Consider the following 23472-nt stretch of genomic DNA (forward strand, 5'->3'; position numbering starts at 1 on the left):
GCATCTCGCGCGAATTCTCCACAAAAGTAGCTCAACCGAGTGCGGATGCGGCCCCCTTGAGCACCAATCCGGTACCCAGTGCCACGACCAGCAACGCGGAGGCGAGCGGCAGCGTCCGGCGCATCAGAGCGGCCACCGGGTGCGCGGTCCAGCGCGGGCGCCGCTCCAGCACCCGGGACACCCCCGACCCCAGCCGGACCACCGCGAACCCGGCCGCCGTGAGCGTCAGCGCCAGACCGGCCCCGTACGCCACGACGAGCAGCAGCCCGAACCAGGCCTTGCCGAGCGCGGCCGCGCCGACGAGGACGACCACGGCGGACGGGCTGGGCACGAGCCCGCCCGCGAACCCGAGCAGGAGCGTGCCCCGCAGGGTGGGGGCGGCGGGGTGCGAGTGGGTGACGCCGCCGTGGGAGTGCGTGTGTTGGTGCGGGTGGTCATGGGGACGGTCGTGGTCGTGCGGGTGGTCGTGCTCGTGGGGACGGCCGTGGCCGTGGGGGTGTGCGTGCGGGGGCGACCGGTGGCGCCAGGCCCGGCGTACGAGGCCGGTGCCCGCCGCGAGGACCAGGGCGCCGCTGGCGATGCCCAGCCAGGCGATCACCGAGGGCGTGGCGGCGGAGCCGGCGGTGACGAGCAGGCCCAGCGCGACCACGCCGAGGGTGTGCGTCACCGTCACCGAGGCGGCCAGGGGAAGCACGTCCCGCAGCCTGGCCCTGCCCCCGCGCGCGGTGGCGGCCGCGGCCATCAGGGTCTTGCCGTGCCCCGGCGCGAGGGCGTGCAGCGCGCCGAGGACGACCGCGACGAGCAGCGCGAGCGCGGCGAAGCCCACGGTCAGGTCGTGACGGGCGACGAGGCCGTCCAGGGCCCGGGTCCAGCGGTCGGCGCCCCGGGGCAGCACGGCGGCGCCCGGGGCCTCCTGCCGTTCCCGGGCGAGCGCGGGGCCGCCCGGGCGCACCCGCAGGGAGGCGGTGACGGTGTCGGCGGGGGAGGACAGCAAGTCCTTGGGATACGTGGTCAGTTCGTGCGAGACCGACCGCTTCGGCACGTCCGTCGCGGTGAGCGTCATACGGTCGCCGCGCGCGGTGATCTCCCGCCAGCCGGGCCCGCCCGTGTCGCCCGCGCCGCGGAAGCCGAGGGCCACGCCGGTGTTCCGGGGCAGCCCGGCCGTCAGCCGGCACTGAACGCGCAGCGTGTTCAGCCCGGCCTGGCCGGGCCGCAGGCGCGCCGTGCCGCCACCGGATGTCAGCGTGGCCGGACGGCCGTCGACGGTGAGCCGGCTGCCCGCGGCGGCCCGGGCACAGCGCTGCCGGGCCCACTCCGCCATGCCCAGGCGGGCGATGTCCGGCCTGGCCTGGGTGGCCGGGATCTCGGCGAGGTCCTCCACGTGGTCGACGCGGAGCTGCCCGGGGGCGGCGACCAGGCCGTCGTAGCGGTTGACGGTGAAGTTGCCCAGGGGATGCGCGCTCGCGGTGGCGGCCGGGAGCAGCGCGAGGGCGCAGCCGGCGAGGACGGCGAGCAGCCGGCGCGGCCTCACTTCGTGGCCTCCAGCGCCTTGCGGGCCTCGGCGGCGCCCAGCGGCGAGAAGCCGGGGTTCAGCTTCAGGGCCGAGGCGAGCGCGGAGCGGCCGGCCGCGCGGTGGCCGGTGGCCAGCTCGATCACGCCGAGGTGGTAGCGGAAGGAGGCGTTGCGGTAGCCGGTCGCCGTGGCCCGGCGGGCGTACGGCAGGGCCTCGCTGTCGCGGCCGTTGACGTGCAGCGCCCAGGCGAGGGCGTCCGCGGTGTGCACGGTGTGCCGGCGGGCCCATTCGGCGCGGGCCGCCCGCAGCGCGGCCGCCTTGTCGCCGTGCTCGGCGGCGGCCAGCGCGGTGTCCAGGTCCGCGTTGACGCCGTTGGCGCGGGCCAGCGCGATCCAGGCGTCCACCAGGGCGTACTGCTGCCTGGCCCGCGCGCGGTCGCCGGCCGCCCCGCGCGCCTCGTACAGCTCGCCCAGTTCGACGAGCGGTGCGGGCAGCGGATAGCGCGCGACCACCGCCTCCATGCCCTTGACGGCCGCGGCCCGGTCCCCGCTCGCCGCCTGTGCGCGGGCCCGGCCCTCCAGCGCCGGCAGATAGCCGTCGTCGGCGGCCAGGGCGCGCGCGTAGTAGCCGAGGGCGGCCCTGTAGTCGCCCTGGTTCCAGGCGAGTTGGCCGAGCTGCGTGGCCACGTAGGCGACGTCGCCCGGGGACGTGGCGCCGGACAGGGCCTGCTGGAGCACGCGCCGGGCCGCCGTGACGTCGCCGCGCAGCTCGCGTACGTAGGCGTACCGCGTGAAGACCGGTACGCCGGGCTTGCGCGCGTCGGCGGTGTCGGCGGCCCGCGACGCCTCGGCGTACCGTCCGAGTTCGACCAGGGCGTCGATGCGGGACGACAGCGCGCGTTCGCTGTACGGGTTCTGCCGCAGGGCCTGGTCCGCGTAGGTCAGGGCGTCCTTGAACTCGTGCCGGGCGGCGGCGAGGGCGGCGCGGCCGGCCAGGGCCTGGTCGTTGTCCGGGGCCAGCGACAGGGACCGCCGCAGCGCCTTGTCCGCCTGCGGGTACCGGGACGGGTCGCCCTTGGTCCGCGCCTGCTCGACGTAGGCCAGGCCGAGGGTGGCCCAGCTGCCGGCGTCCTTCGGCTGGCCGCGCAGGTGCGCCTGGAGCGCCGCGATGCTCGCGTCCAGGTTGCCGCCGTTCAGCACACCGGGGTCGACGGCGGTGGAGGCGACCGGCACGGAGGCCGGTGCCCGCCCCGCACCGAGCGCGATCGCCCCACCGGTCAGCGCGGTCGCCAGCAGCACCGCGCAGCCGGCGATCCGCAGGGCCCGCCACCGCCGCCCCGCGGCGGCGACCCGCCGCACGGCGGCCACCCGCTCCCCACCGTCCGGGGCCTCCACGCCGGGCGCCTCCCCGGACGTGCCGTCGGCGCCGGGTGCTTCTTCGGACCGGCCCTTCGCCACGGACGTGCCGTCGGTTTCAGGTGTCTCGCCGGACGCTCCCCCGGCGCCGGGCACGTCTCCGGAGCGGCCCTGTGCGCCCGGTGGCCGATCGGGCGTGTCCTCAAGGGCGTGCTCCGACGCGGTGGACGGGGTGCGGTGGGTGCTCGGTCGCCGGTCGCCGGTCTCGGCGTCGTTCGTGCGCGGGGGCATGCCCTCTCCTCGGTCGCCTGGTGGTGGTCGAAAGGGGGTGGCGCGGCCCGCCGTGGGGGTGCGGGCCGCGCCGGTCCGGATGGGGGAGAGGCGTCAGTACGGACGCCGGATGCGCCGGCGCCACCACGCGAGCGCGGTGCCGATCAGCAGGATCCCGGCGGCGCCGGAGGCCGCCGAGGCGGCGATCAGCGTGGTGTTGCCGGAGTCGCCGCCGGACGGCTCGGCGGGCTGCAGCGCGTTCCCCAGCTGGCTGCGCACGTCCGCCCCGGCGGTCGTGCCCTTGGCGAGCTGCCCGCGCGAGCCGGACGTGGGCTCGGCGATGTACGGGAACGACTTCTCGAAGCCCTTGTCGTTCTTGTCGACCGCGTCACCCAGGTCGTTCTTCGAGCCGACCAGTTCGCCCTCCATGACCTGGAGCGCCTCGTCGATCACGTCGTCGGTGAGCCGGCGCCCGTTCGGGAACCCGGCGTTGTCGCCGTCCAGCACGCCCAGCCGTTTGGGATGCGCGCTGGGCTTGATCGAGGTGTTCAGGCGCAGCTCCTCCGCCGGGCGCACGTTCGGCGGCTGGTTGAGGCCCTTGACGCCCTTGAGGAAGACGTCGACCAGGTCGTTGCGCGGAGTGGCGGGCGCCTTGATCTTGTAGATCGCCTCGACGAGCTTCGGCAGCTCGGGATCGGTGACGTTCTTAAGGAACTGCCCGTCGTACAGGGGCTGCGAGGCGTTGAAGCGGTCCTTGTCCTTCTGCGGGTTGACGACCTCGTTGACCAGCGGGTTGCCGAGCCGCGAGACCTGGCTGTAGTAGCCCTGCGCGTTGCGGCGCTGCGTGGTGGACCAGAGGCCGACGACCGGCTGCCCGGCCGACTCGCGGATCAGGTCGTTGGGCACCTGCAGGGCGATGGAGTTGACGTTGTAGCCCTTCAGCGTGTCCCGGCCGACCTCGGACAGGTTCCCGCCGTACAGCAGGTCGAAGACGCGCAGGTCCGCGAAGAACGGGTCGTCCGCCTGCCCCGCGAAGGTCGTGGCGCCGCCCGCCGTCCGGTACACGGCCTGCGAGCGCAGCTTGCCGTAGTCCGGCATGGAGGCCTTGCCGACGTCCGACGGCGCGACCGGCACGTCGTCCGCGAGCTTGGTGTCCGACACCACGTGCTGCTTCTTCAGCCGGATCAGGTCGATGTCGTACGTCTGTGTGATGTTGAGGTCCGGGTCGTCCAGGCTGGTGACCGGACCGGTGTTGTAGAGGAACGTGTTGCCGTTCTTCGTGTGGGTCTTGAAGGTGTAGCGGAACACCAACTCGCCCTGCGCGTCACCGTTGTTGTCGACGTGGATGTCGTACTGGGCGTCGTCCGCGAACGTGTAGAAGTTCGGGCCGCCCGCCGGCTCCTCGAACGGGATCCAGTTCGCCACGATCGTCGTGGTGTCGGGCTTGTCCGGGCTCACGAACGCGTACAGGTCCGTGTTGTCGTACTGCGGGGTCCCGGAGATCAGCGGGGCCTCCCGGTGGGAGGAGGCCGATGCCGTCCCGGGTGCCAGAGTGGCGACGCCGGCGGCCGTGAGCCCCCCGGCGGCCAGCGCACCGCAGATGAGCGCGACGAGGCCCTTGCGCCTCGTGCCGCTCCTGGAGATAAGAGGTGTCATGCCGTCCGTCCTCCGTGCCGTCTTGCCTGACGACCGGGCATTCGGAGCAGGTGGGCGGGCCGGATTGGTCCCCGGGGCGAAATCTTTTTCCGGGGCCCCGACCCGCGTTTTCGGCCCGCTGATCCGTAACACCGTCGGGAGGTGTGTCTCGGTGCGGATGCGCGGTGCGCGAAGAAGGGCCGGCTGCGGCCGTGGTGAAGGGGACCGCATGGCGGCCGACGAGCTGCTGGTGCTCGTGGCGGGTGGCGACCAGCGGGCCTTCGAGGACCTGTACGGACTGGTGTCCGGACCCGTCTACGGGCTCGTCCGGCGGGTCGTGCGCGACCCCGCCCAGTCGGAGGAGGTCGCCCAGGAGGTGCTGCTCGAACTGTGGCGCTCCGCCACCCGGTTCGACCCGGCCCGGGGCAGCGCCCTGTCCTGGATCCTCACCCTCGCCCACCGCCGGGCCGTCGACCGGGTGCGCAGCGCCCGCGCGGCCGGCGAGCGCGAGCAGCGGGAGGCCCTGCGGGCCGGGGAACCCGCCTTCGACCAGGTCACCGAGGAGGTCGAGGCCGGACTCGAACGCGAGTGGGTGCGCCGCTGCCTGAACCGGCTCACCGCCCTGCAACGACAGTCCGTCACCCTCGCCTACTACGACGGCTACACCTACCGCGAGGTGGCCGAGCGGCTCTCGCTGCCGCTCGGCACCGTCAAGACGCGGATGCGCGACGGGCTCACCAGGCTGCGCGAGTGCCTGGGAGGTGCCGCGTGAGCCTCTTCCGCCGACTGCTGGGCGGCGAGGACCCGCACTCCCTCGCCGCGCCCTACGCGCTCGACGCCCTCGACCCCGGCGAGCGGCGCCGCTTCGAGAAGCACCTGCGGGGCTGCGGCCGCTGCGCCGCCGAGGTGCGTGACCTGGCCGAGGACGCGGTGCGCCTGGCCTGGTCCACGGCGGCCCCCGCGCCCGCCGCCCTGCGCGACCGGGTGCTGGCCGCCGTGCGCGCCACCCCGCAGGAGCACGGACCGGCCCAGGCGCGCGCGCCCCAGCTGCCGCCGCACGTCTGGGGCACCCAGCCCCCGCCGGGCCGCACCCGTACGCCCCGGACGCGCCCCCTGTTCGTGCCGTTCGCCACGGTCACCGCGGCGGCGGCCCTCGTGGTCGCCTCCCTCTTCGCCGTCCAGGCGCACCGCGGCCAGGAGCAGCTCGACGCCGTCCGGGGCCGGACACGTGAGATCGCCCACGTTCTGGCCGCTCCCGACGCCCGCGCCACGAGCAGCAGGGACGCCCGGGGCCGGACAATGGGAGTGATCGCTTCCGCATCGGAGCGGGAGGCCGTCGTCACCCTGAGCGGATACGGAACCCCGCCCGCCGGACGCGTACACCAGCTCTGGCTCATGCGCCCCCGCGTGCAACCGCGCTCCCTCGGGCTCTTCGCGGGCGACACGCCCTTGGTCGCCAAGGGCCTCGACACCTCCTCGACGTCACTCGCCGTAACCGTCGAGCCCGACGGGGGCTCAGTCCAGCCCACCGGCCAGCCCATTGTCCAACTCACCCTGAAATCGGTCGGATTCGGAGAGTAGTCAACGGGGGATGGTCAACCCCCTTACAGGGAAGGTGAATCCTGTGGCCGAGATACACGCGTGCCGCCCTGGGGCGATAGGGTTACCCTGCCCGGGCCGGGTGGACTCGTACGGGTGGGGAGTGACATGGAGCAGATAACACGCAGCAGGGCCAGGGTCCCTGCGATCACCTGCGGGAGCAGCGCGACAAGTTCGCGCCTCGACCGCCATCTGTCGGTACTGGCGGGTCCCGCCATACCGCAGCGTGAGACGATCGAGGCGACCTCGCTGATGCTTGAGCTGACGGCACGTGACACCAGGCGCGAGCGCAGTGACCGCCGCGCGCGGGTCAGCCGTGTCTCCCTCTTCGCACCGCTGCGCCGACTGCGCCGCTCGCTGTTCGGCGGCCACTGAGCACCCACCGGGCGAACCGGCGGTCCTGGATCCGTCCAGGGCCCGCGCTCAGGCCACCACGCCGTCCCGGCGCAACGCTGCGATCCCGTCGTCCGTCATCCCCACGGCACGCAGCAGCGCCCCGGTGTGCTGTCCGAGCGCGGGCACGTCGCCCATCCGTGCCTCGTCCCCGCCCGGCAGTGTGATGGGAGGCAGCAGCGCCCGCAGCGGCCCGGCAGGCGAACCCACCTGACGCCAGCGATCCCGGGCCGCCAGCTGCGGGTGCTCCGCCAGCTCGTTGAGGTCCCTGAGCCGCGCACAGGCGATGCCCGCCTTCTCCAGACGTTCGACCGCCTCGTCCGCGTCCAGCACGGCGAGTGCGCGCGCCACCAGCTCGTCCGTCCCCTCCCGGTTCGCGACCCGTGCCGCGTTCGTCGCGTACGCCGGGTCGGTGCCCAGTTCCGGTCGGCCCACCACCCGTTCGGCCAGCCGCCGCCACTCCCGGTCGTTCTGCACCGACAACAGCACCCGTCCGCCGTCCGCCGTCGAATACGCGTCGTACGGCGCGATGACGGCGTGCGCGAGCCCGGTGCGCGCCGGGGGCCGCCCGCCGTGCATGGCGTGGTGCAGGGGGTGGCCCATCCACTCGGCGAGCGCCTCCAGCATGGACACCTCCACCGGCCCGCCCCGTCCCGTGGTGCCACGTCGGACGAGCGCCGCCAGCACGCCAGAGAAGGCGTACATGGCCGCCGCGATGTCCGCCGCCGGGATCCCCGCCTTCACCGGCCGCTCCGGCGTCCCGGTCACCGAGACGAGCCCCGCCTCGCACTGCACGAGCATGTCGTACGCCCGCTTGTCCGCGTACGGCCCAGAGCCGCCGTACCCCGAGATGTCCACGGCGACCAGCCTCGGGTGCGCCGCGCAGAGCGTGGCCGCGTCCAGGCCCAGCCGGCCCGCCGCCCCGTGCGCGAGGTTCTGCACGAACACGTCCGCGTCCGCGACGAGCCGTCGTACGACGTCCAGGCCGCGCGGATCCTTCAGGTCCACGGCGATGGACTCCTTGCCGCGGTTGCACCACACGAAGTGCGAGGCGAGACCGGCGGCCGCGGTGTCGTAGCCGCGCGCGAAGTCCCCGCCGTCGACCCGCTCCACCTTGACGACCCGGGCGCCCAGGTCCGCGAGCTGCCGGGTCGCGAAGGGCGCGGACACGGCCTGTTCGACGGCGACGACGGTGATGCCCTCCAGGGGCAGCGGGAGAAGATCCATGGAGTGGATGATCTCCCCTGACCGCCGCCGCTGTCAGTACCCGGTCGGTGCCGGGCACCGGAGGAGGGAGCCCTCGCGCCCTCGCCCCGGAGCACGGCGTCAGATCAGGGTGAACTGGCCCTCGGGGCCCTCCTCGCGGTGGTCGAGCACCGAGGCGGGGCGGCGGGCCGCGGCCGGTACCGGAAGGACGCCGGCGCGCCGGAGGTCGCTCGCCGTGACCGGTGACGCGACCTTCGACCCGCTCCGCCACGGCCGGAGTTGTGCCAGCAGCGCGAGCACGGTGACCAGCTCCAGCAGTTCCGACGTCCAGGACTGCGGCCAGGTGGACGGACGGATCGCGGCGAGGGTGCCCGGCTCGGCGGGGGCGGTGCGGGCCGCGAACCAGGTCTCCAGGACCCGGACTCCGGCCACCTCGTAGTCCCAGGCCTCCGGCGGGACGGGGGAGACGCGGCCCTCGTCGAGGTGCAGGCTCTCCTCGTCGCGGTCGTAGTGGAGGGCCAGGGGACGGGCGGGCAGCGGGGCGCGGACGTAGGGGCGGCGGCCGCCCGGCAGCTTGGGGCGCTCGCCGTCACGGCGCATCAGCCACAACATCCGGCGGCCCGACTCCACCCCCGCGGACCACAGTTCCGGGTCCCCGGTGAGCGGGACCGTGAGGTCGGGACGGGTCGTGGCGAGGATCCAGGCCAGCATGTCGGACGCCGTGGGCCGCAGGCCCAGGCGGGCGCCCAGGTGGTCCAGGAGGCCGGGGGCCAGGTTCGGTTCGGTGCCGCCGGGGCGGCGGTGGAGCGGGCGGATGCGGCCGGTGCGGAGCGTGGGCAGGAGCGACGTGGCGAGCAGCGGCTCCTCGGCGCCCGTCTCCACGGCGAAGACCTGGTGCTCGTCCGCCACCCGCCACAGCTCGGGGCGGGCCGCGTCGATCAGTCGGTGGTCCGGGATCAGCCACTGCTCGTCGAAGGGGGCGGCCAGGACCCGGACCGGTTCCGCGCACGGGCCCTCGGCGCGCGCGAGCCGCTGGGTGTCCGTGGCCCGGCCGGGCAGCTGCCCGACGGCCGAGCCGAGGCCACGGGCGCGGGTCGGCTCGAACAGCGCCTCACGGTCCGGTCCTTCGGCTTTCAGCAGGGCGTCCCAGCGGGCCCGCAGCGAGGCCGGGTCGGGTGCCGTCGGCCAGGCGCGGCCCGGCCGCAGCGGTGCGACGGACCACGGCATGAGGTCCGCGAGCAGCGGAGCGTCGTCGGGCGTCACGCTGGGCATGGTACGGCAGCGCCCCGGAGGGGCGTGGGGAACCGTGCGACCGGCGACCGGCGGCGCCGGGGAGCGCTACGCCTCCAGGGTCACCGTGAAGGAGAAGCGGTCGCCCCGGTAGTGGATGACCGCCACGTCCAGCACCCGGCCCTCGGCGTCGTAGGTCACGCCCGTGTAGTGCAGGATCGGGCTGAGCAGCGGTACCTGGAGCAGGCGCGCGGTGTCCGGGTCCGCGAGCCGCGCCTCCACGGTGTCCGTGATACGGCTGATGTCCGCCTTGACGACGTCCCGCAGCACCTTCGTCATCGGCCAGCGGACCAGGTCGTCCAGGTCGATCAGCGCGGCGAGTTCGGGCCGGACGTGGTTGACGGCGTGGTTGGTCGGCTCGCCGGTCTTCTCGTCGCTGCGCAGGCGGTGGTACGTCGCCACCTGGGGCAGGTCCGGGAAGTACTCGGCGAGCCCGGCCGGTACGGGCGCCGGACCGTGGCCGAGCAGTTCCGTCGTCATCCCGGACTGCTGGGCCACGATGGCGTCCACCGAGCCCAGCAGCCGTACCGGGGTCCCGCGCCGTGCGGCGGGCTCGATGAACGTGCCGCGCCGCCGGTGCCGGCTGATCAGCCCCTCGTCCTCCAGTTCCTTGAGCGCCTGCCGCATGGTCAGCACGCTCACCCCGTAGTGCTCCGCCAGCCGTTCCTCGGTGGGCAGGCGCAGCGGGTCCGCGGGCGACCGGCCGAGTATCGAGGCGCGCAGCGACTGCGACACCTGGTACCAGAGCGGCAGCTTGCGGTTCAGGACGATCGAGTCCGGGGCGAAGGAGGTCACGCGGATATCCGTACCTGTCGATGAACGTTCAGCGCAACGAGGGCGTCACGCCCGGAAGTGACGTTCCAGGCCTTGCCACACGTCGTCGTAGCGCTGCTGGAGGTGGTCGGCCCCGGTCGCGTGCGGGGCGAGGGTCAGCGGCCAGCGGGTCTCGAACATGAAGGCCAGCCCGTCGTCGATCTTCTGCGGCTCGAGTTCGGCCGCACTCGCCCGGTCGAAGGTCTCCCGGTCCGGGCCGTGCGCCGACATCATGTTGTGCAGGGAGCCGCCGCCCGGCACGAAGCCCTCCGTCTTGGCGTCGTACGCGCCCTCGATGAGACCCATGTACTCGCTCATCACGTTGCGGTGGAAGTACGGCGGCCGGAAGGTGTCCTCGCCCACCAGCCAGCGCGGCGCGAAGACCACGAAGTCGACGCCGGCGAGGCCCGGGGTGTCCGACGGCGAGGTCAGGACCGTGAAGACGGAGGGGTCCGGGTGGTCGTAGGAGATGGTGCCGATCACGTTGAAACGGCGCAGGTCGTAGACGTACGGCACATGGTTGCCGTGCCAGGCCACGACGTCGAGGGGGGAGTGGTCGTAGGTGGCCGTCCAGAGGTTTCCGCAGAACTTGTTCACCACCTCCACCGGGCCCTCGGTGTCCTCGTACGCGGCGACCGGCGCCCGGAAGTCCCGGGCGTTGGCGAGCCCGTTGGCGCCGATGGGGCCGAGGTCGGGGAGGTGGAAGGGGGCGCCGTAGTTCTCGCACACGTAGCCGCGGGCGGACTCGTCCAGCAGTTCCACACGGAAGCGCACCCCACGGGGGATCAGCGCCACGTGCGAGGGCTCCACGTGGAGCCGGCCGAACTCGGTGTGCAGCAGCAGCCCGCCGCGCTCCGGCACGATCAGCAGCTCGCCGTCGGCGTCGGAGAAGACCCGCTCCATCGAGGCGTTGGCGTGGTACAGGTGCACGGCCATGCCGGTGCGCTGGGTCGCGTCGCCGTTGCCGCCCAGCGTCCACAGGCCCGCGAGGAAGTCGGTCCCCGCACCGGGCTCGGGCAGCGGGTTCCAGCGCAGCCGGTTCGGGTCGGGCACGGTCTCCGTGAAGGGGGCCGTGCGGATCGCGCCGTTGCCGGTGCGGGTGAACGCCGGGTGCGCCGCCGACGGGCGGATGCGGTACAGCCAGGAGCGGCGGTTGTGTGCCCGCGGCTCGGTGAACGCCGTACCGCTCAGCTGCTCCGCGTACAGGCCGAGCGGCGCGCGCTGCGGCGAGTTGCGGCCCTCGGGCAGGGCGCCCGGCACCGCCTCCGAGGAGTGTTCGTTGCCGAACCCGGTCAGATACGACAGGCCCTCGGCGGTCTTGCGCGCGTCCCCGCTCATGATCGCTCCCACGCTCCTTCGCGCTTCGTGATTCCTATGTAATACCGTAGGAATCAGCGCCGTGCCGCGCAAGAGGGCCTGCGGTCCTCCCCCTGAGGTGGGCCCGGAACCAGACTTCAGGCGGATTCGGGGTGCCGGGCCGGTGACATACGCTCCCGGGCATGTCCTGGACGAAGTGGGCGCGCGGACCGCTCGCCGCGCTCGCGGTGGGCGTCCTGCTGCCGCTGGGCGCGGCGGGCTGTGCCGGTGGCGCGGCGCCCGCGGGCGACGCCTCGCCCTCGCCGGCCGGCACGCTCCTGGACGGCACCGACGACACCGGCCGGCATCTGCGCGAGGTCCCGAGGAAGGACGCCCCCGAGGTCGGCGTCGAGGTGACCCCGGACCCCGCCGGCGGCTGGGACGTCCGGCTGACCTTCCACCACTTCCGCTGCTCGCCGGCCGGGGCGCGGCCGGCCGCGGTGACCGGGCGCGGGCTCGCCCGCCTCTTCGTCGACGGCCGCCGGGTCGCGGCCCTGCGCACCCGCCGGTACCACCTGCCCGACCGCCTCGTGCCGCGCGGCACCCACCACGTCACCGCGCGCCTGTACGCCGACGACGGCACCGTGTGGGCCGTGCACGGCAGGCCCGTGCAGAGCACGGCGGACGTCACCGTGTCGGCCGGGACCCCGGGCGGGACCGCGCCCGCGGCGGGCGGCACCTCCTCGTGATGAGTGCATCACCCACCCTTCTCCGTACTCCGGGGCGAGGTTCACCGGACCCCGGCGGAAAGGCATCATGAAGCCCGTGCCCCACGCGACATCGCTCCGCCGCGCGCCCGTCCAGCGGCGCAGCGCCGAACGGCTGACCAGGATCCTCGACGCCTGCGCCGAACTCCTCGACGAGGTCGGCTACGACGCCCTGAGCACCCGCGCCGTCGCGCAGCGCGCCGGCGTGCCCATCGGCTCGGTCTACCGCTTCTTCGGCAACAAGCGGCAGATGGCCGACGCCCTCGCCCAGCGCAACCTGGAGCGCTACACCGAGCGCGTCACCGAGCGGCTGCGGGGGGCGCGGAAGAGCGACTGGCGGGCCGCCATGGACTCCGTCCTGGACGAGTACCTGGCCATGAAGCGCACCGCGCCCGGCTTCTCCCTGGTCGACTTCGGCAACCAGATACCGGTCGGCGCCCGCCATGCCGAGCCCAACACCCGGGTCGCCGACCGGCTCACCGATCTGCTCGCCGGCTATCTCGGCCGCACCCCCGACGACGAACTGCGCCTGGCCTTCCTGGTCGCCGTGGAGACCGCGGACAGCCTCGTCCAACTGGCCTTCCGGCTGGACCCGGAGGGCGACGAGGCCATCATCCGCGAGAGCCGTGAGCTGTTGCGGGCGTACCTGGGGCGCATGCTCGACTGAGCCCCGCCCGTTCCCCGGCCCCGCAGGGCCGCCGAGCCGTCACCCGCGGGGGCTCCCCAGCATGCCAACCGGTCGGTATGCTCGCCGCGAGCCCGTCCGCGCTCCGGCGACACCGCCGCCGACCCCCCGGGAGGACCCGTGTCCCGCACCGCCCTGCGAATCTGCCCCCTGTGCGAGGCCACCTGCGGGCTGACCCTCACCATCGAGGGCACCCGTGTCACGGGCGCCCGCGGCGACCGCGAGGACGTCTTCAGCAAGGGGTTCATCTGCCCCAAGGGCGCCTCCTTCGGTGCCGTCGACAGCGATCCCGACCGGCTGCGCACCCCGCTCGTCCGCCGGGACGGAGTGCTGCGCGAGGCCACCTGGGAGGAGGCCTTCGACGCGGTCGCCGCCGGACTGCGCCCGGTCGTGGAGCGGCACGGCGGCGACAGCGTCGGCGTGGTCCTCGGCAACCCCAACGTGCACACCATGGCCGGCGCCCTCTACCCGCCGGTCCTGCTCGGCGGCCTGCGCACCCACAGCCTGTTCACCGCGTCCACGGTCGACCAGATGCCCAAACACGTCTCCAGCGGGCTGCTGTTCGGCGACGCCCACGCCATCCCCGTGCCGGACCTGGACCGCACCGACCACCTGCTCCTCATCGGCGCCAACCCCCTGGAGTCCAACGGCAGTCTGTGCACCGCGCCCGACTTCCCCGGCCGGCTCAAGGCCCTCCGGGCGCGCGGCGGCCGGCTCACCGTCGTCGACCCCCGGCGCACCCGCACGGCCCGGCTCGCCGACCGGCACGTGGCGATCCGCCCCGGCGCCGACGCCCTGCTGCTCGCGGCGATGGCGAACGTGCTCTTCGAGGAGGGCCTGACCGACCTGTCGGACCTCGCCCCGCACGTGCTGGGCGTCGAGGAAGTCCGCGAGTCCCTGGGGGACTTCACACCGGAGTCCGTCGCCGGGGCCTGCGACGTCGACGCGGACGTCATCCGCGCCCTCGCCCGCGAACTCGCCGCCGCCCCCACCGCCGCCGTGTACGCCCGCATCGGCAGCTGCACCGTCCCGCACGGCACGCTCGCGAGCTGGCTGGTCGACGTGCTCAACATCCTCACCGGCAACCTGGACCGGCCCGGCGGCGCCCTCTTCCCGCAGGCCGCCACCGGCCGTTCGCCCCGCCCGGCCGGCCCGGGACGCGGCTTCGCGCTCGGCCGCTGGCACTCCCGGGTGCGGCGACTGCCCGAGGCCAAGGGCGAGTTGCCGCTCTCGGCCCTGGCCGAGGAGATCGACACCGCGACCGAGGGGGGCGAGCCGATCCGCGCACTGATCGTCGTGGCCGCCAACCCGGTGCTCTCCGCACCCGACGGCGACCGCCTCGACAAGGCCCTGGACTCCCTCGACTTCATGGTGAGCGTCGACCCGTACCTGAACGAGACCTCGCGCCACGCCGATGTCGTGCTGCCCCCGCCGCCGCCCTCCCAGAGCCCGCACCACGACTTCGCGTTCAACACCCTCGCCGTGCGCAACCAGGTCCGCTACACCCGCCCCGCCGTCCCGCTGGAGCCCGGCCGCATGGCCGAGACCGAGATCCTCGCCCGGCTGACGCTGGCGGCCACCGGCATGCACGGGGCCGAACCGGACGCGGTGGACGCCATGGTCGTCGACCAGACCCTCGGCAAGGCCGTGCGGGACGCGCACTCGCCCGTGCACGGCCGTGACCCGCGCGAACTCGCCGGCCTGCTCACCGGGGACACCGGCCCCGAGCGCAGGCTCGACATGATGCTGCGCCTCGGCCCGTACGGCGACGGCTTCGGCGCACGGCCGGGCGGGCTGACCCTGGCCGGACTGCTGGCCGCGCCCCACGGCATCGACCTCGGCCCGCTGCGCCCGCGCCTGCCCCAGGGGCTCAGGACGCGCAGCGGCAAGGTGGAACTGCTGCCCGGGCCCATCGCCGCCGACCTGCCCCGGCTGCACGCGGCCCGCGACGAGCGGCCCGCGGGCCTCGTCCTCGTCGGCCGCCGCCATCTGCGCTCCAACAACAGCTGGATGCACAACGTGCCCGCGCTCACCGGCGGCAGCAACCGCTGCACCCTGCACATCCATCCCGAGGACGCGGCCCGGCTCGGCGTCCTGGACGGGGCGGACGTGCGCGTCAAGGGCGCCGGGGGAGAGGTGGTCGCGCCGGCCGAGGTCACCGACGGAGTCCGGCCGGGCGTGGTGAGCCTGCCGCACGGCTGGGGGCACGACCGCCCCGGCACCCGGCTCGGCCACGCCTCCGCCGCCCCAGGTGTCAACGTCAACCAGCTCCTGGACGGCAGCCTGCTCGACCCGCTCTCCGGCAACGCGGTCCTCAACGGGATACCCGTCGAGCTGAGCGCGGCCCGGTGACCCGGGGGCCGTCCGGTCCCACGGCGACCCCAGGGCGGGCGCGAGGGAAGCGGCCCGCGCGCCCGGAATTGCGCCGCACGAGCGATTTCTGACGGCGCGCCGGGCGTCGGTGCCGCGAGCCGTGGCGCGCATGCGTGAGAGTCCCAACGAAAGGTCGATTTGTATGAAAATCGTCTAACTCGGAGGAGCTTGCATGCCCACCCTGACACTTCCACGTACCTTCTCCCGCGCGAGCGCCAGTGTCGTCCTCACCGCCCTCGCCGCGGCGGGCGCGTCGTGGGTGGCTGCGCCGAACGCGGCGGCCCAGGGGGAGAACGGCGACATCAGGGTCCACCGCGCCGAGGGCTTTCCGGCAACGGGCGGCAAGGACGACCCGCTGGTCTGCAGGTTCTACCTCGACGCGGTCAACTTCGACGTCCTGCCCAGCATCGGCTACACCATCCAGCCGCAGCCCCCGCTGCCCAGCGCGGCCACCGTGACCGGCATCGTCCAGCTCGCCGGGGGTGCCGGGCACACCGACCCGCTCGGCCTGGCGGACGGGCAGTACAAGATCACGTGGATCGTGGGCGGTGCCACGAAGGAGAAGGTCTTCCGAGTCAACTGCCACGACAGCCAGCACGAGGGCCAGCACGACCCGGCGGGCGGCCCGAACGGCCCGGGCGGCGAGAACGGCCAGAACCAGGGCGGCCAGAACGGCGAGCACGGGCAGATCGAGGACCACCAGCAGCAGAGCGGCACCGGCTGGGGCCAGAACGACAACAACGGCCCGCCCAAGGGCGGTGTGCACGCGGGCGGCGGCGGTCTCGTCGACACGGCGGCCGCGTACTCCCCGGTGACCGCCGCGGTGGCCGTGGGTCTGATCGCGGTCTGCGGCGCCGTGTACGTCCGGCTGGTCCGCCGGCGGCCCAATGGCGCCGCGTAGGCGGGGGCGCAGGCCCTGGTACCGGACCCGCGCCTACCGCCTCACCAGGACGGCCCTGCTCGCGGTCGTCCTGGTGACGCTGGTGGTCCGGTGCGGGGGAGACGGCACACCCGCCGGGCCGGGACGGGCGGGCGACGGCGACGCCGTGGCGGCCGCCGGGACGGACCCCGGCCGCGCCGACGGACGCGGCGTGAGCCGGGAGTCCGGCGCGGCCCGGGCGCTGCCCCCGCCCCGCCCGCTGCCGAGGTCCCGGCCGACCTCCCTCCGCATCCCCTCGCTGGGCGTCGACGCCCCGGTCACGGCCGTCCGCCTCGACGGCGAACGGCGGCTGGAGACACCGCCGGTCGACCGGCCCAAGGTGGTCGGCTGGTACGAGGGCGGCCCCACCCCGGGCGAGTCCGGCACCGCGATCGCCGTCGGCCACCGCGACACCACGACCGGGCCTGCCGTGTTCGCCGCGCTCGCCCAGGTCAGACCCGGCAAGCTCATCGAGGCCAGGCGCGCGGACGGCCGTACCGCCGTCTACACCGTGGACCGGGTGAAGGTGTTCGACAAGTCCGGCTTCCCCGACAAGGAGGTGTACAGCCGGGCCTCGCGCCCGGAGCTGCGCGTGCTCACCTGCGGGGGCCTGTTCAGCCGGCGCACGGGCTACACGAGCAACGTGGTGGTCTTCGCCCACCTGACCGCCACCCGCTGACCGCGCGATGCGGGCGCCGCCGCCCGCACCCCGGGCCCCGGCCCCCTCCCGCCCCGCCCGGGGCGCGGCGCCGGATGCCGGGCCCGCTCTTCCCCGGCCCGGCACATTCCGTTAACTTCCGTGACCCACAGGCCCCGTGCGAACCGCGCGGGGCTCCGGACCACGGAGCAGCCGCGCTCCGTACAGCCCCCGGGGGCGGCAGTCATGACACGCGCCATCGCACTGCACGACGTGAGCAAGTCCTACGGCCGGGGCCCGCGCGTGGTCGACCGGCTCTCGCTGGACATCGCGCCCGGCGAGTTCCTGGTGCTGCTGGGCCCGTCCGGCTGCGGGAAGTCCACCGTGCTGCGGATGATCGCCGGCCTGGAGGACATCGACGAGGGCGACCTGCTCCTGGACGGCGAGTACGCCAACCACTGGCAGCCCTCCGAACGGGCCATGGCCATGGTCTTCCAGAACTTCGCCCTCTACCCGACCATGACCGGCCGCGACAACATCGGCTTCCCGCTGCGCATCGAGTCCCCCGGCGCCGACCCGGGGCCGCGCGTCACCGCCACCGCCCGCATGCTCGGCATCGAGGACCTGCTCGACCGCTTCCCCAGCCAGCTGTCCGGCGGGGAGCGCCAGCGGGTGGCGATGGGCCGGGCCATCGCCCGCCACCCCTCCGCCTTCCTGATGGACGAGCCGCTGTCCAACCTCGACGCCAAGCTCCGCAACCGTCTGCGCGCCGAGATCTCCCGGCTGACCGGGGAACTGGGTGCCACCACGGTGTACGTGACCCACGACCAGGCCGAGGCGATGTCCCTCGGCGACCGGGTCGCCGTGCTGCGCGGCGGGGTCCTCCAGCAGGTCGGCACCCCGCGCGAGGTCTACGCGCTGCCCCGCAACGTCTTCGTCGCCGCCTTCATCGGCACCCCGCGCATCAACCTGCTGCGCGGCCTGGTCCGCGCCCCGCTGGACGGCGCCATGACCGTCAGCCTGGGCAAGCAGGCGCTGCGCCTGCCCGAACCCCTGTGCCTGGACCACCGGTTGCTGCGGGTGCAGCAGGGCCGCGAGGTCGTCGTCGGGCTGCGCTCGGAGGCCGTGCGCATCGCCAGGCACAGCTCCGCCCGGCCCGGCGAGGTGGCGATCACCGGCTTGGTGGAGCACGTCGAGTTCCAGGGGCACGAGACCCTCGTCCACTTCGACACCGGCTCCCGCCCCGCCGGCGTACCGGAGCTGGAGGCCCCGCGCCCGCCCGGCCGGCCCTCGCGCCGGCGCCGCGGGGAGGGGCCGACGGTGCTGGGCCGGCTGCGGGAGCGGGCGGGGTCGCTGCGGGCCGGGCCGGTGGTCGTCCTGGACCATCCGGCCGAGGCCGAGCCCGCACCGCCCGAGGGCCGGCTGCCCGGCGACCTGGTGGTGCGCACCACCCCCGACATCCGGTTGCGGCACGGCATGCAGGTCCCGCTCCTCGTCGACCTGGCCCACCTCTTCGTCTTCGACCGGCACGGCGAGCGCATCTGCCCGTCCCCCGACCGGCTGCCCGACCTGGAGGCGTGAGCGCCGGGCACGGCGGTCATGATGTCCGGGGACGTCTGGCGCCGGAAAACTATCACCGCTAGTTTGTGTGCCGGACGACGCAGACCCCGCCGGGAGGAAGCAGCATGAAGGCACACGACGGCCTGTACATCGACGGCGGGTGGCGCCCTGCCGGGACCGCTGACGTGATCGAGGTCGTGAACCCGGTCGACGAGCAGGTCATCGGACGGGTCCCGGCCGGTGGCGCGCCGGACGTCGACGCCGCCGTCCGCGCGGCCCGCGCCGCCCTCCCCGGCTGGGCCGCCACGCCCCCGGCCGAGCGCGCGGCACGCCTGGCCGCCCTCCGGGACGTCCTCGTGGCCCGCAAGGACGAGATCGCCGAGACGGTCACCGCCGAGCTGGGCTCGCCGCTCGCGTTCTCCCAGGCCGTGCACGCGGCCGTGCCCATCGCGGTCGCGGGCTCCTACGCCGAGCTGGCCGCGTCCCACCCCTTCGAGGAGCGGGTCGGCAACTCCACCGTCCTGCACGAGCCCGTCGGGGTGGTCGGCGCGATCACGCCCTGGAACTACCCCCTCCACCAGATCGTCGCCAAGGTCGCCCCGGCGCTCGCCGCGGGCTGCACCATCGTCCTCAAGCCCGCCGAGGACACCCCGCTCACCGCCCAGCTCTTCGCCGAGGCGGTGCACGAGGCGGGCGTACCGGCGGGCGTGTTCAACCTGGTCACCGGGCTCGGCCCGGTCGCGGGACAGGCGCTGGCCGAGCACCCCGGCGTGGACCTCGTCTCCTTCACCGGCTCCACCGCCGTCGGCAGGCGGATCGGCGAGGTCGCCGGCGCGGCCGTGAAGAGGGTGGCGCTGGAACTCGGCGGCAAGTCCGCCAACGTCATCCTGCCGAGCGCCGACCTGGCCAAGGCGGTGAACGTCGGCGTCGCCAACGTGATGTCCAACTCCGGGCAGACCTGCAGCGCCTGGACCCGCATGCTGGTCCACCGCGACCGCTACGACGAGGCCGTCGAGCTGGCCCGGGCCGCCGCCGCCAAGTACGGCGACCGCATCGGCCCGGTCGTCAACGCCAGGCAGCGGGCCCGGGTGCGCGGTTACATCGAGAAGGGCGTCGCCGAGGGCGCCCGGCTGGTCGCGGGCGGCCACGAGTCCCCGCACGAGAAGGGCTACTTCGTCAGCCCGACCGTCTTCGCCGACGTGACGCCCGGGATGACGATCGCGCAGGAGGAGATCTTCGGGCCGGTGCTGGTCCTGCTGCGCTACGAGGACGAGGAGGACGCCCTGCGCATCGCCAACGGCACGGTGTACGGCCTCGCCGGCGCCGTCTGGGCGGGCGACGAGGCCGAGGCGGTGGCCTTCGCCCGGCGCATGGACACCGGCCAGGTCGACATCAACGGCGGCCGGTTCAACCCCCTCGCGCCCTTCGGCGGCTACAAGCAGTCCGGAGTCGGCCGGGAACTCGGCGCGCACGGACTCGCCGAGTACCTCCAGACCAAGTCCCTCCAGTTCTAAGGAAGTCCGCGAGCCATGGCCGTACGAGCCGCTGTCCTGCCCGCCATCGGTGCCCCCCTGGAGATCACCGGCATCGAGCTGCCCGACCCGGGCCCCGGACAGGTCCGGGTCCGCCTCGCCGCCGCCGGTGTCTGCCACTCCGACCTGTCCCTGACCAACGGCACCATGCGCGTGCCGGTCCCCGCGGTCCTCGGCCACGAGGGCGCGGGCACGGTCGTGTCGGTGGGGGAGGGCGTCACCCACGTCTCGCCCGGCGCCTCCGTCGTCCTCAACTGGGCCCCCTCCTGCGGCACCTGCCACGCCTGTGCGCTCGGCGAGGTCTGGCTGTGCGCCAACGCCCTCAACGGCGCGGCCGACGTGTACGCCCGCACCACGGACGGCACCGACCTCCACCCCGGCCTCAACGTGGCCGCGTTCGCCGAGGAGACGGTGGTCTCCGCCTCCTGTGTGCTGCCCCTGCCGGAGGGCGTGCCGCTGGTGGACGCCGCCCTCCTCGGCTGCGCCGTCCTCACCGGCTACGGCGCCGTCCACCACTCGGCGCGGGTCCACCCGGGCGAGACGGTCGCGGTGTTCGGCGTCGGCGGGGTCGGCCTCGCCACCCTGCAGTCGGCCCGCATCGCGGGCGCGTCCAGGATCGTCGCGGTCGACGTCTCCCCGGAGAAGGAGGAACTGGCCCGCGCGGCCGGCGCCACCGACTACGTGCTCGCCTCCGAGGACACGCCCCGCGAGATCCGGGCCCTGACCGGCAAGCAGGGTGTCGACGTCTCCGTGGAGTGCGTGGGCCGCGCGGTCAGCATCCGCGCCGCCTGGGAGTCCACCCGCCGGGGCGGCCGTACGACGGTGGTCGGCATCGGCGGCAAGGACCAGGAGGTCACCTTCAACGCCCTGGAGATCTTCCACTGGGGCCGCACCCTGTCCGGCTGCGTCTACGGCAACACCGACCCGGCCCGCGACCTGCCGGTGCTCGCCGCGCATGTGCGCGAGGGCCGCCTGGACCTCTCGGCACTGGTCACCGAACGGATCGGCCTGGAGGGCATCCCGGCCGCCTTCGAGAACATGCTCGCGGGCAAGGGCGGCCGGGCACTGGTGGTGTTCTGACGGATCAGGCGACCCTCTCCGGCTTCTCGGGCCGCGGCTCCCCGGCCGCGGCCCGCGCCGCCCGGCCGGCGCGCGCCCGGGACCGGGAGACCGCCACACCGGCGAGGCACAGCACCCCGCCCACCAGGGTGAGCGCCCCCGGCACCTCGCCCAGCGCCAGCCACGACATCAGCACCACCAGCGCGGGCACGGCGTACGTCGTCGCGCCCATCCGGCTGGCCGTGGTCCGGGCGAGCGCGTAGGCCCACGTGGTGAAGGCGAGGGCGGTCGGGAAGACGCCCAGGTAGACCATGTCGAGGGTGGCCGACGCGGGCGCGTGGGCGGCCTGGTGCACCAGCTGCCCCGCGAACGGCAGGCAGCACACGGCGCCGGTCAGGCACCCGAACGTCGTCACCTGAAGGGCGCTCGCCCGCCCCAGCGCGGGCTTCTGCGCGACCACCCCGCAGGCGTACGCGCCGGCGGCGAGCAGGCACAGCGCCACGCCGAGCACCGAGGACCCGCCGCCCGCCGACATCGAGAGATCCACCGTCACCGCGCCGGCGAAGGACACCGCCATCCCCGCCAGCAGTCTCGGCGGCATCGGATCGCCGAGCAGCCGGGCGCCCAGCAGGGCGATCAGCAGCGGGCCGACGTTCACCACGAGCGCCGCCGTGCCCGCGTCCACGCGCTGCTCGCCCCAGTTCAGGGCGACCATGTAGAACCCGAACCACAGCACCCCCGACAGCAGGATCCCGCGCCGGGCGGACCTGGGCGGCAGGCCCTCCCGGCGGACGGCCGAGATGACCCCGAGGGCGAGGGCGCCGGACGCCAGCCGCCCGAGCGCCAGCGCGCCCGGCGAGTACGCCGTCCCCGCGCTGCGGATCGCCACGAAGGCGGAGGCCCACAGCACGACCGTGGCGACGGCGGCGCCGGTGGCGAGTATCCGCGGACGGGTGCTGCTCATGTTCATCATGCTCCCGAGGCTAGGTACGGTCCGCTGTGTCGGCTGGCGGAAATCGGACGCGGAGCGCCCGAGGGACGGCGAACCGCGCGACCGTCCACGGCGGAGTCGGCGGCCGAGATCAGCACAGCTGGTCCGGCGCGATGCCCAGCAGGGCGGACAGCTCCCGCTCGCCCGAGGGGGTCACCTTCACCGCCCGCTCCGACCCGATCCGTACGCACCACCCGGCGTCCAGCGCGTGCCGGCACAGCGCGGCACCGGCCGTCCCCGCGAGGTGCGGGCGCCGCTCGGTCCAGTCCAGGCAGGCACGGGCCAGCGGCCGCCGGCCGGAGAGGTCCAGCGCGATGCCCGCGGCGCCGAACCACTCCAGGCCGGCGTCGGTGAGCGCGAACCCCGTGTCCTGCCGCAGCAGCCCCCGCAGGGTCAGCGCGTCGGTGACCGCGATCCCCAGGCGCCCGGCGAGGTGGTCGTAGCAGGTGCGGCCCCGCGCCATGGCGGACCCGGCGCCCGACTCGCGCAGCGTGCGCGGAGGCCGCCGTACCGCCTCCGGGGGCAGCTGTGCCACGAGGTCCTCGACGAGTCCCGCCACACGCGCGTCGGCCAGCCGTACGTACCGGTGCCGGCCCTGCCGCTCCTCAGCGAGCAGACCGCCGCCGACGAGCCTGCCGAGGTGCTCGCTCAGGGTGGACGCGGCGACCCCGGCGTGCCGGGCCAGCTCGCCCGCCGTCCAGGCCCGCCCGTCCAGCAGCGCCAGCAGGCACGCGGCCCGGGTCTCGTCGGCGATCAGGGCGGCCAGCGAGGCGAGGCCCGCGGCCCGGGAGTCCTTGGTGGTCATGCCTCCCAGCATGCGCCGGGGACGGTTCGGCGCCCGCCGAAGTATCGCTGGACGCCCGGCCGCACCCCCTAGACGCCCTGCCGCACCTCTTCGTACTGCTGCGCCAGTCCGTCCAGCAGTGCCGCGAGGCCGGTCTCGAAGGCCCGCTCGTCGATCTTCTCCTGCTGTTCGGCGAGCAGATGGGCCTGGCCGAGATGGGGGTAGTCGGTGGGGTCGTAGGCGCTCGCGTCGTCCACGAAGCCTCCGGCGAAGGAGCCCAGCGCGGAGCCCATGATGAAGTACCGCATCAGCGCGCCGATGGAGGTGGCCTGGGCCGGCGGCCAGCCGGCGTCGACCATCGCGCCGTACGCGGCGTCGGCCACCCGCAGGGCCGCCGGGCGGCGCCCGGGGCCGCGGGCGAGCACCGGGACGATGTTCGGGTGGTCGCGCAGGGCGGCCCGGTAGGAATGCGCCCAGTCGTGCAGCGCGGTCCGCCAGTTGCGGCCGTCCTCGAACATCGACAGGTCCACCAGCGCGCTCACCGAGTCGGCGACCGCCTCCAGGATCTCGTCCTTGGTGCGGAAGTGGTTGTAGAGCGAGGGCCCGCTCACCCCCAGTTCGCCGGCGAGCCGCCGGGTGGAGACGGCCGCGAGGCCCTCCCGGTCCACGAGTTCCCGGGCGGTCTCGACGATCCGGTCGGTGCTGAGGAGGGGCTTGCGCGGTCGGGCCATGGCGCACATAGTAGGGCTGCGACTGGAAACTAGCAGTGCTAATTTAAATGTACGGCTTTCAAGA

At 74.5% G+C, this 23472-nt stretch carries 21 protein-coding genes; 11 read left to right on the plus strand and 10 right to left on the minus strand.

Translation table 11 applies throughout. The annotated features are described in order from the left end of the window. Window positions 1–31 precede the first annotated feature (31 nt). The 3 genes from ACZ7FF_RS36725 to ACZ7FF_RS36735 all read right to left on the minus strand — a co-directional run bounded on the left by ACZ7FF_RS36725 (window position 32) and on the right by ACZ7FF_RS36735 (window position 4794). Entirely contained in the window at window positions 32–1531 is a 1500-nt protein-coding gene (locus ACZ7FF_RS36725; protein ID WP_470818017.1) for a nickel transporter, read from the minus strand. After that, complete coding sequence (locus tag ACZ7FF_RS36730; RefSeq protein ID WP_470818019.1) at window positions 1528–3159, minus strand: tetratricopeptide repeat protein; 1632 nt, start codon at window positions 3157–3159, stop codon at window positions 1528–1530. Before ACZ7FF_RS36730 ends, ACZ7FF_RS36725 begins: the two co-directional genes overlap by 4 nt. 93 nt (window positions 3160–3252) lie before the next feature. Then, entirely contained in the window at window positions 3253–4794 is a 1542-nt protein-coding gene (locus ACZ7FF_RS36735; RefSeq protein WP_470818020.1) for a DUF4331 domain-containing protein, read from the minus strand. A gap of 208 nt (window positions 4795–5002) precedes the next feature. Between ACZ7FF_RS36735 and ACZ7FF_RS36740 the strand changes: the two genes are divergently transcribed. From ACZ7FF_RS36740 to ACZ7FF_RS36750, 3 genes are all read left to right on the plus strand, one after another. Next, complete coding sequence (locus ACZ7FF_RS36740) at window positions 5003–5545, plus strand: sigma-70 family RNA polymerase sigma factor (RefSeq protein WP_470818021.1); 543 nt, start codon at window positions 5003–5005, stop codon at window positions 5543–5545. After that, window positions 5542–6354, plus strand: a complete 813-nt coding sequence (locus ACZ7FF_RS36745; RefSeq protein ID WP_470818023.1) for an anti-sigma factor — start codon at window positions 5542–5544, stop codon at window positions 6352–6354. The genes ACZ7FF_RS36740 and ACZ7FF_RS36745 overlap by 4 nt, the downstream gene beginning before the upstream one ends. A 126-nt stretch (window positions 6355–6480) precedes the next feature. Then, complete coding sequence (locus tag ACZ7FF_RS36750) at window positions 6481–6747, plus strand: hypothetical protein (RefSeq protein WP_470818024.1); 267 nt, start codon at window positions 6481–6483, stop codon at window positions 6745–6747. Window positions 6748–6795: 48 nt separating this feature from the next. On the opposite strand, the gene ACZ7FF_RS36755 is transcribed toward ACZ7FF_RS36750, so the two are convergent. From ACZ7FF_RS36755 to hmgA, 4 genes are all read right to left on the minus strand, one after another. Next, entirely contained in the window at window positions 6796–7992 is a 1197-nt protein-coding gene (locus ACZ7FF_RS36755; RefSeq protein WP_470818026.1) for a CaiB/BaiF CoA transferase family protein, read from the minus strand. A gap of 99 nt (window positions 7993–8091) precedes the next feature. Beyond that, window positions 8092–9243, minus strand: a complete 1152-nt coding sequence (locus tag ACZ7FF_RS36760) for a type ISP restriction/modification enzyme (RefSeq protein ID WP_470818028.1) — start codon at window positions 9241–9243, stop codon at window positions 8092–8094. A gap of 66 nt (window positions 9244–9309) precedes the next feature. Continuing rightward, entirely contained in the window at window positions 9310–10056 is a 747-nt protein-coding gene (locus tag ACZ7FF_RS36765; RefSeq protein ID WP_470818029.1) for a GntR family transcriptional regulator, read from the minus strand. A 45-nt stretch (window positions 10057–10101) separates the two neighbouring features. Further along, complete coding sequence (gene hmgA / locus ACZ7FF_RS36770; protein WP_470818031.1) at window positions 10102–11412, minus strand: homogentisate 1,2-dioxygenase; 1311 nt, start codon at window positions 11410–11412, stop codon at window positions 10102–10104. Window positions 11413–11573: 161 nt separating this feature from the next. Between hmgA and ACZ7FF_RS36775 the strand changes: the two genes are divergently transcribed. The 8 genes from ACZ7FF_RS36775 (at window position 11574) to ACZ7FF_RS36810 (ending at window position 20923) form a co-directional block, all read left to right on the plus strand. After that, a complete protein-coding gene (locus tag ACZ7FF_RS36775) occupies window positions 11574–12119 on the plus strand; it encodes a hypothetical protein (protein WP_470818032.1) in 546 nt (181 codons plus the stop codon). 67 nt (window positions 12120–12186) lie between these two features. Continuing rightward, window positions 12187–12804: a TetR/AcrR family transcriptional regulator gene (locus tag ACZ7FF_RS36780; protein ID WP_470818033.1), complete on the plus strand. Its 618-nt coding sequence runs from the start codon at window positions 12187–12189 to the stop codon at window positions 12802–12804. A gap of 138 nt (window positions 12805–12942) precedes the next feature. Continuing rightward, entirely contained in the window at window positions 12943–15174 is a 2232-nt protein-coding gene (locus tag ACZ7FF_RS36785) for a molybdopterin oxidoreductase family protein (protein WP_470818034.1), read from the plus strand. Between the two features lie 193 nt (window positions 15175–15367). Continuing rightward, window positions 15368–16096, plus strand: a complete 729-nt coding sequence (locus ACZ7FF_RS36790) for a hypothetical protein (RefSeq protein ID WP_470818035.1) — start codon at window positions 15368–15370, stop codon at window positions 16094–16096. Beyond that, entirely contained in the window at window positions 16083–16793 is a 711-nt protein-coding gene (locus ACZ7FF_RS36795) for a class F sortase (RefSeq protein ID WP_470818036.1), read from the plus strand. The genes ACZ7FF_RS36790 and ACZ7FF_RS36795 overlap by 14 nt, the downstream gene beginning before the upstream one ends. Before the next feature lie 204 nt (window positions 16794–16997). Then, entirely contained in the window at window positions 16998–18332 is a 1335-nt protein-coding gene (locus ACZ7FF_RS36800) for an ABC transporter ATP-binding protein (RefSeq protein WP_470818038.1), read from the plus strand. A gap of 104 nt (window positions 18333–18436) precedes the next feature. Beyond that, window positions 18437–19825, plus strand: a complete 1389-nt coding sequence (locus ACZ7FF_RS36805) for an aldehyde dehydrogenase family protein (protein WP_470818039.1) — start codon at window positions 18437–18439, stop codon at window positions 19823–19825. Window positions 19826–19840: 15 nt separating this feature from the next. Continuing rightward, window positions 19841–20923 (plus strand): Zn-dependent alcohol dehydrogenase, encoded by a 1083-nt coding sequence (locus ACZ7FF_RS36810; protein ID WP_470818041.1) that lies wholly within the window; start codon window positions 19841–19843, stop codon window positions 20921–20923. Window positions 20924–20927: 4 nt separating this feature from the next. On the opposite strand, the gene ACZ7FF_RS36815 is transcribed toward ACZ7FF_RS36810, so the two are convergent. The 3 genes from ACZ7FF_RS36815 to ACZ7FF_RS36825 all read right to left on the minus strand — a co-directional run bounded on the left by ACZ7FF_RS36815 (window position 20928) and on the right by ACZ7FF_RS36825 (window position 23408). Continuing rightward, entirely contained in the window at window positions 20928–21875 is a 948-nt protein-coding gene (locus ACZ7FF_RS36815) for a DMT family transporter (RefSeq protein ID WP_470818043.1), read from the minus strand. A 109-nt stretch (window positions 21876–21984) separates the two neighbouring features. Beyond that, complete coding sequence (locus ACZ7FF_RS36820; RefSeq protein ID WP_470818044.1) at window positions 21985–22698, minus strand: ArsR/SmtB family transcription factor; 714 nt, start codon at window positions 22696–22698, stop codon at window positions 21985–21987. 68 nt (window positions 22699–22766) lie between these two features. Further along, window positions 22767–23408, minus strand: coding sequence for a TetR/AcrR family transcriptional regulator (locus ACZ7FF_RS36825; protein WP_470818046.1), 642 nt, complete (start codon window positions 23406–23408; stop codon window positions 22767–22769). Window positions 23409–23472: the final 64 nt, after the last annotated feature.

It is taken from the genome of Streptomyces sp. NPDC037126, assembly GCF_055605965.1.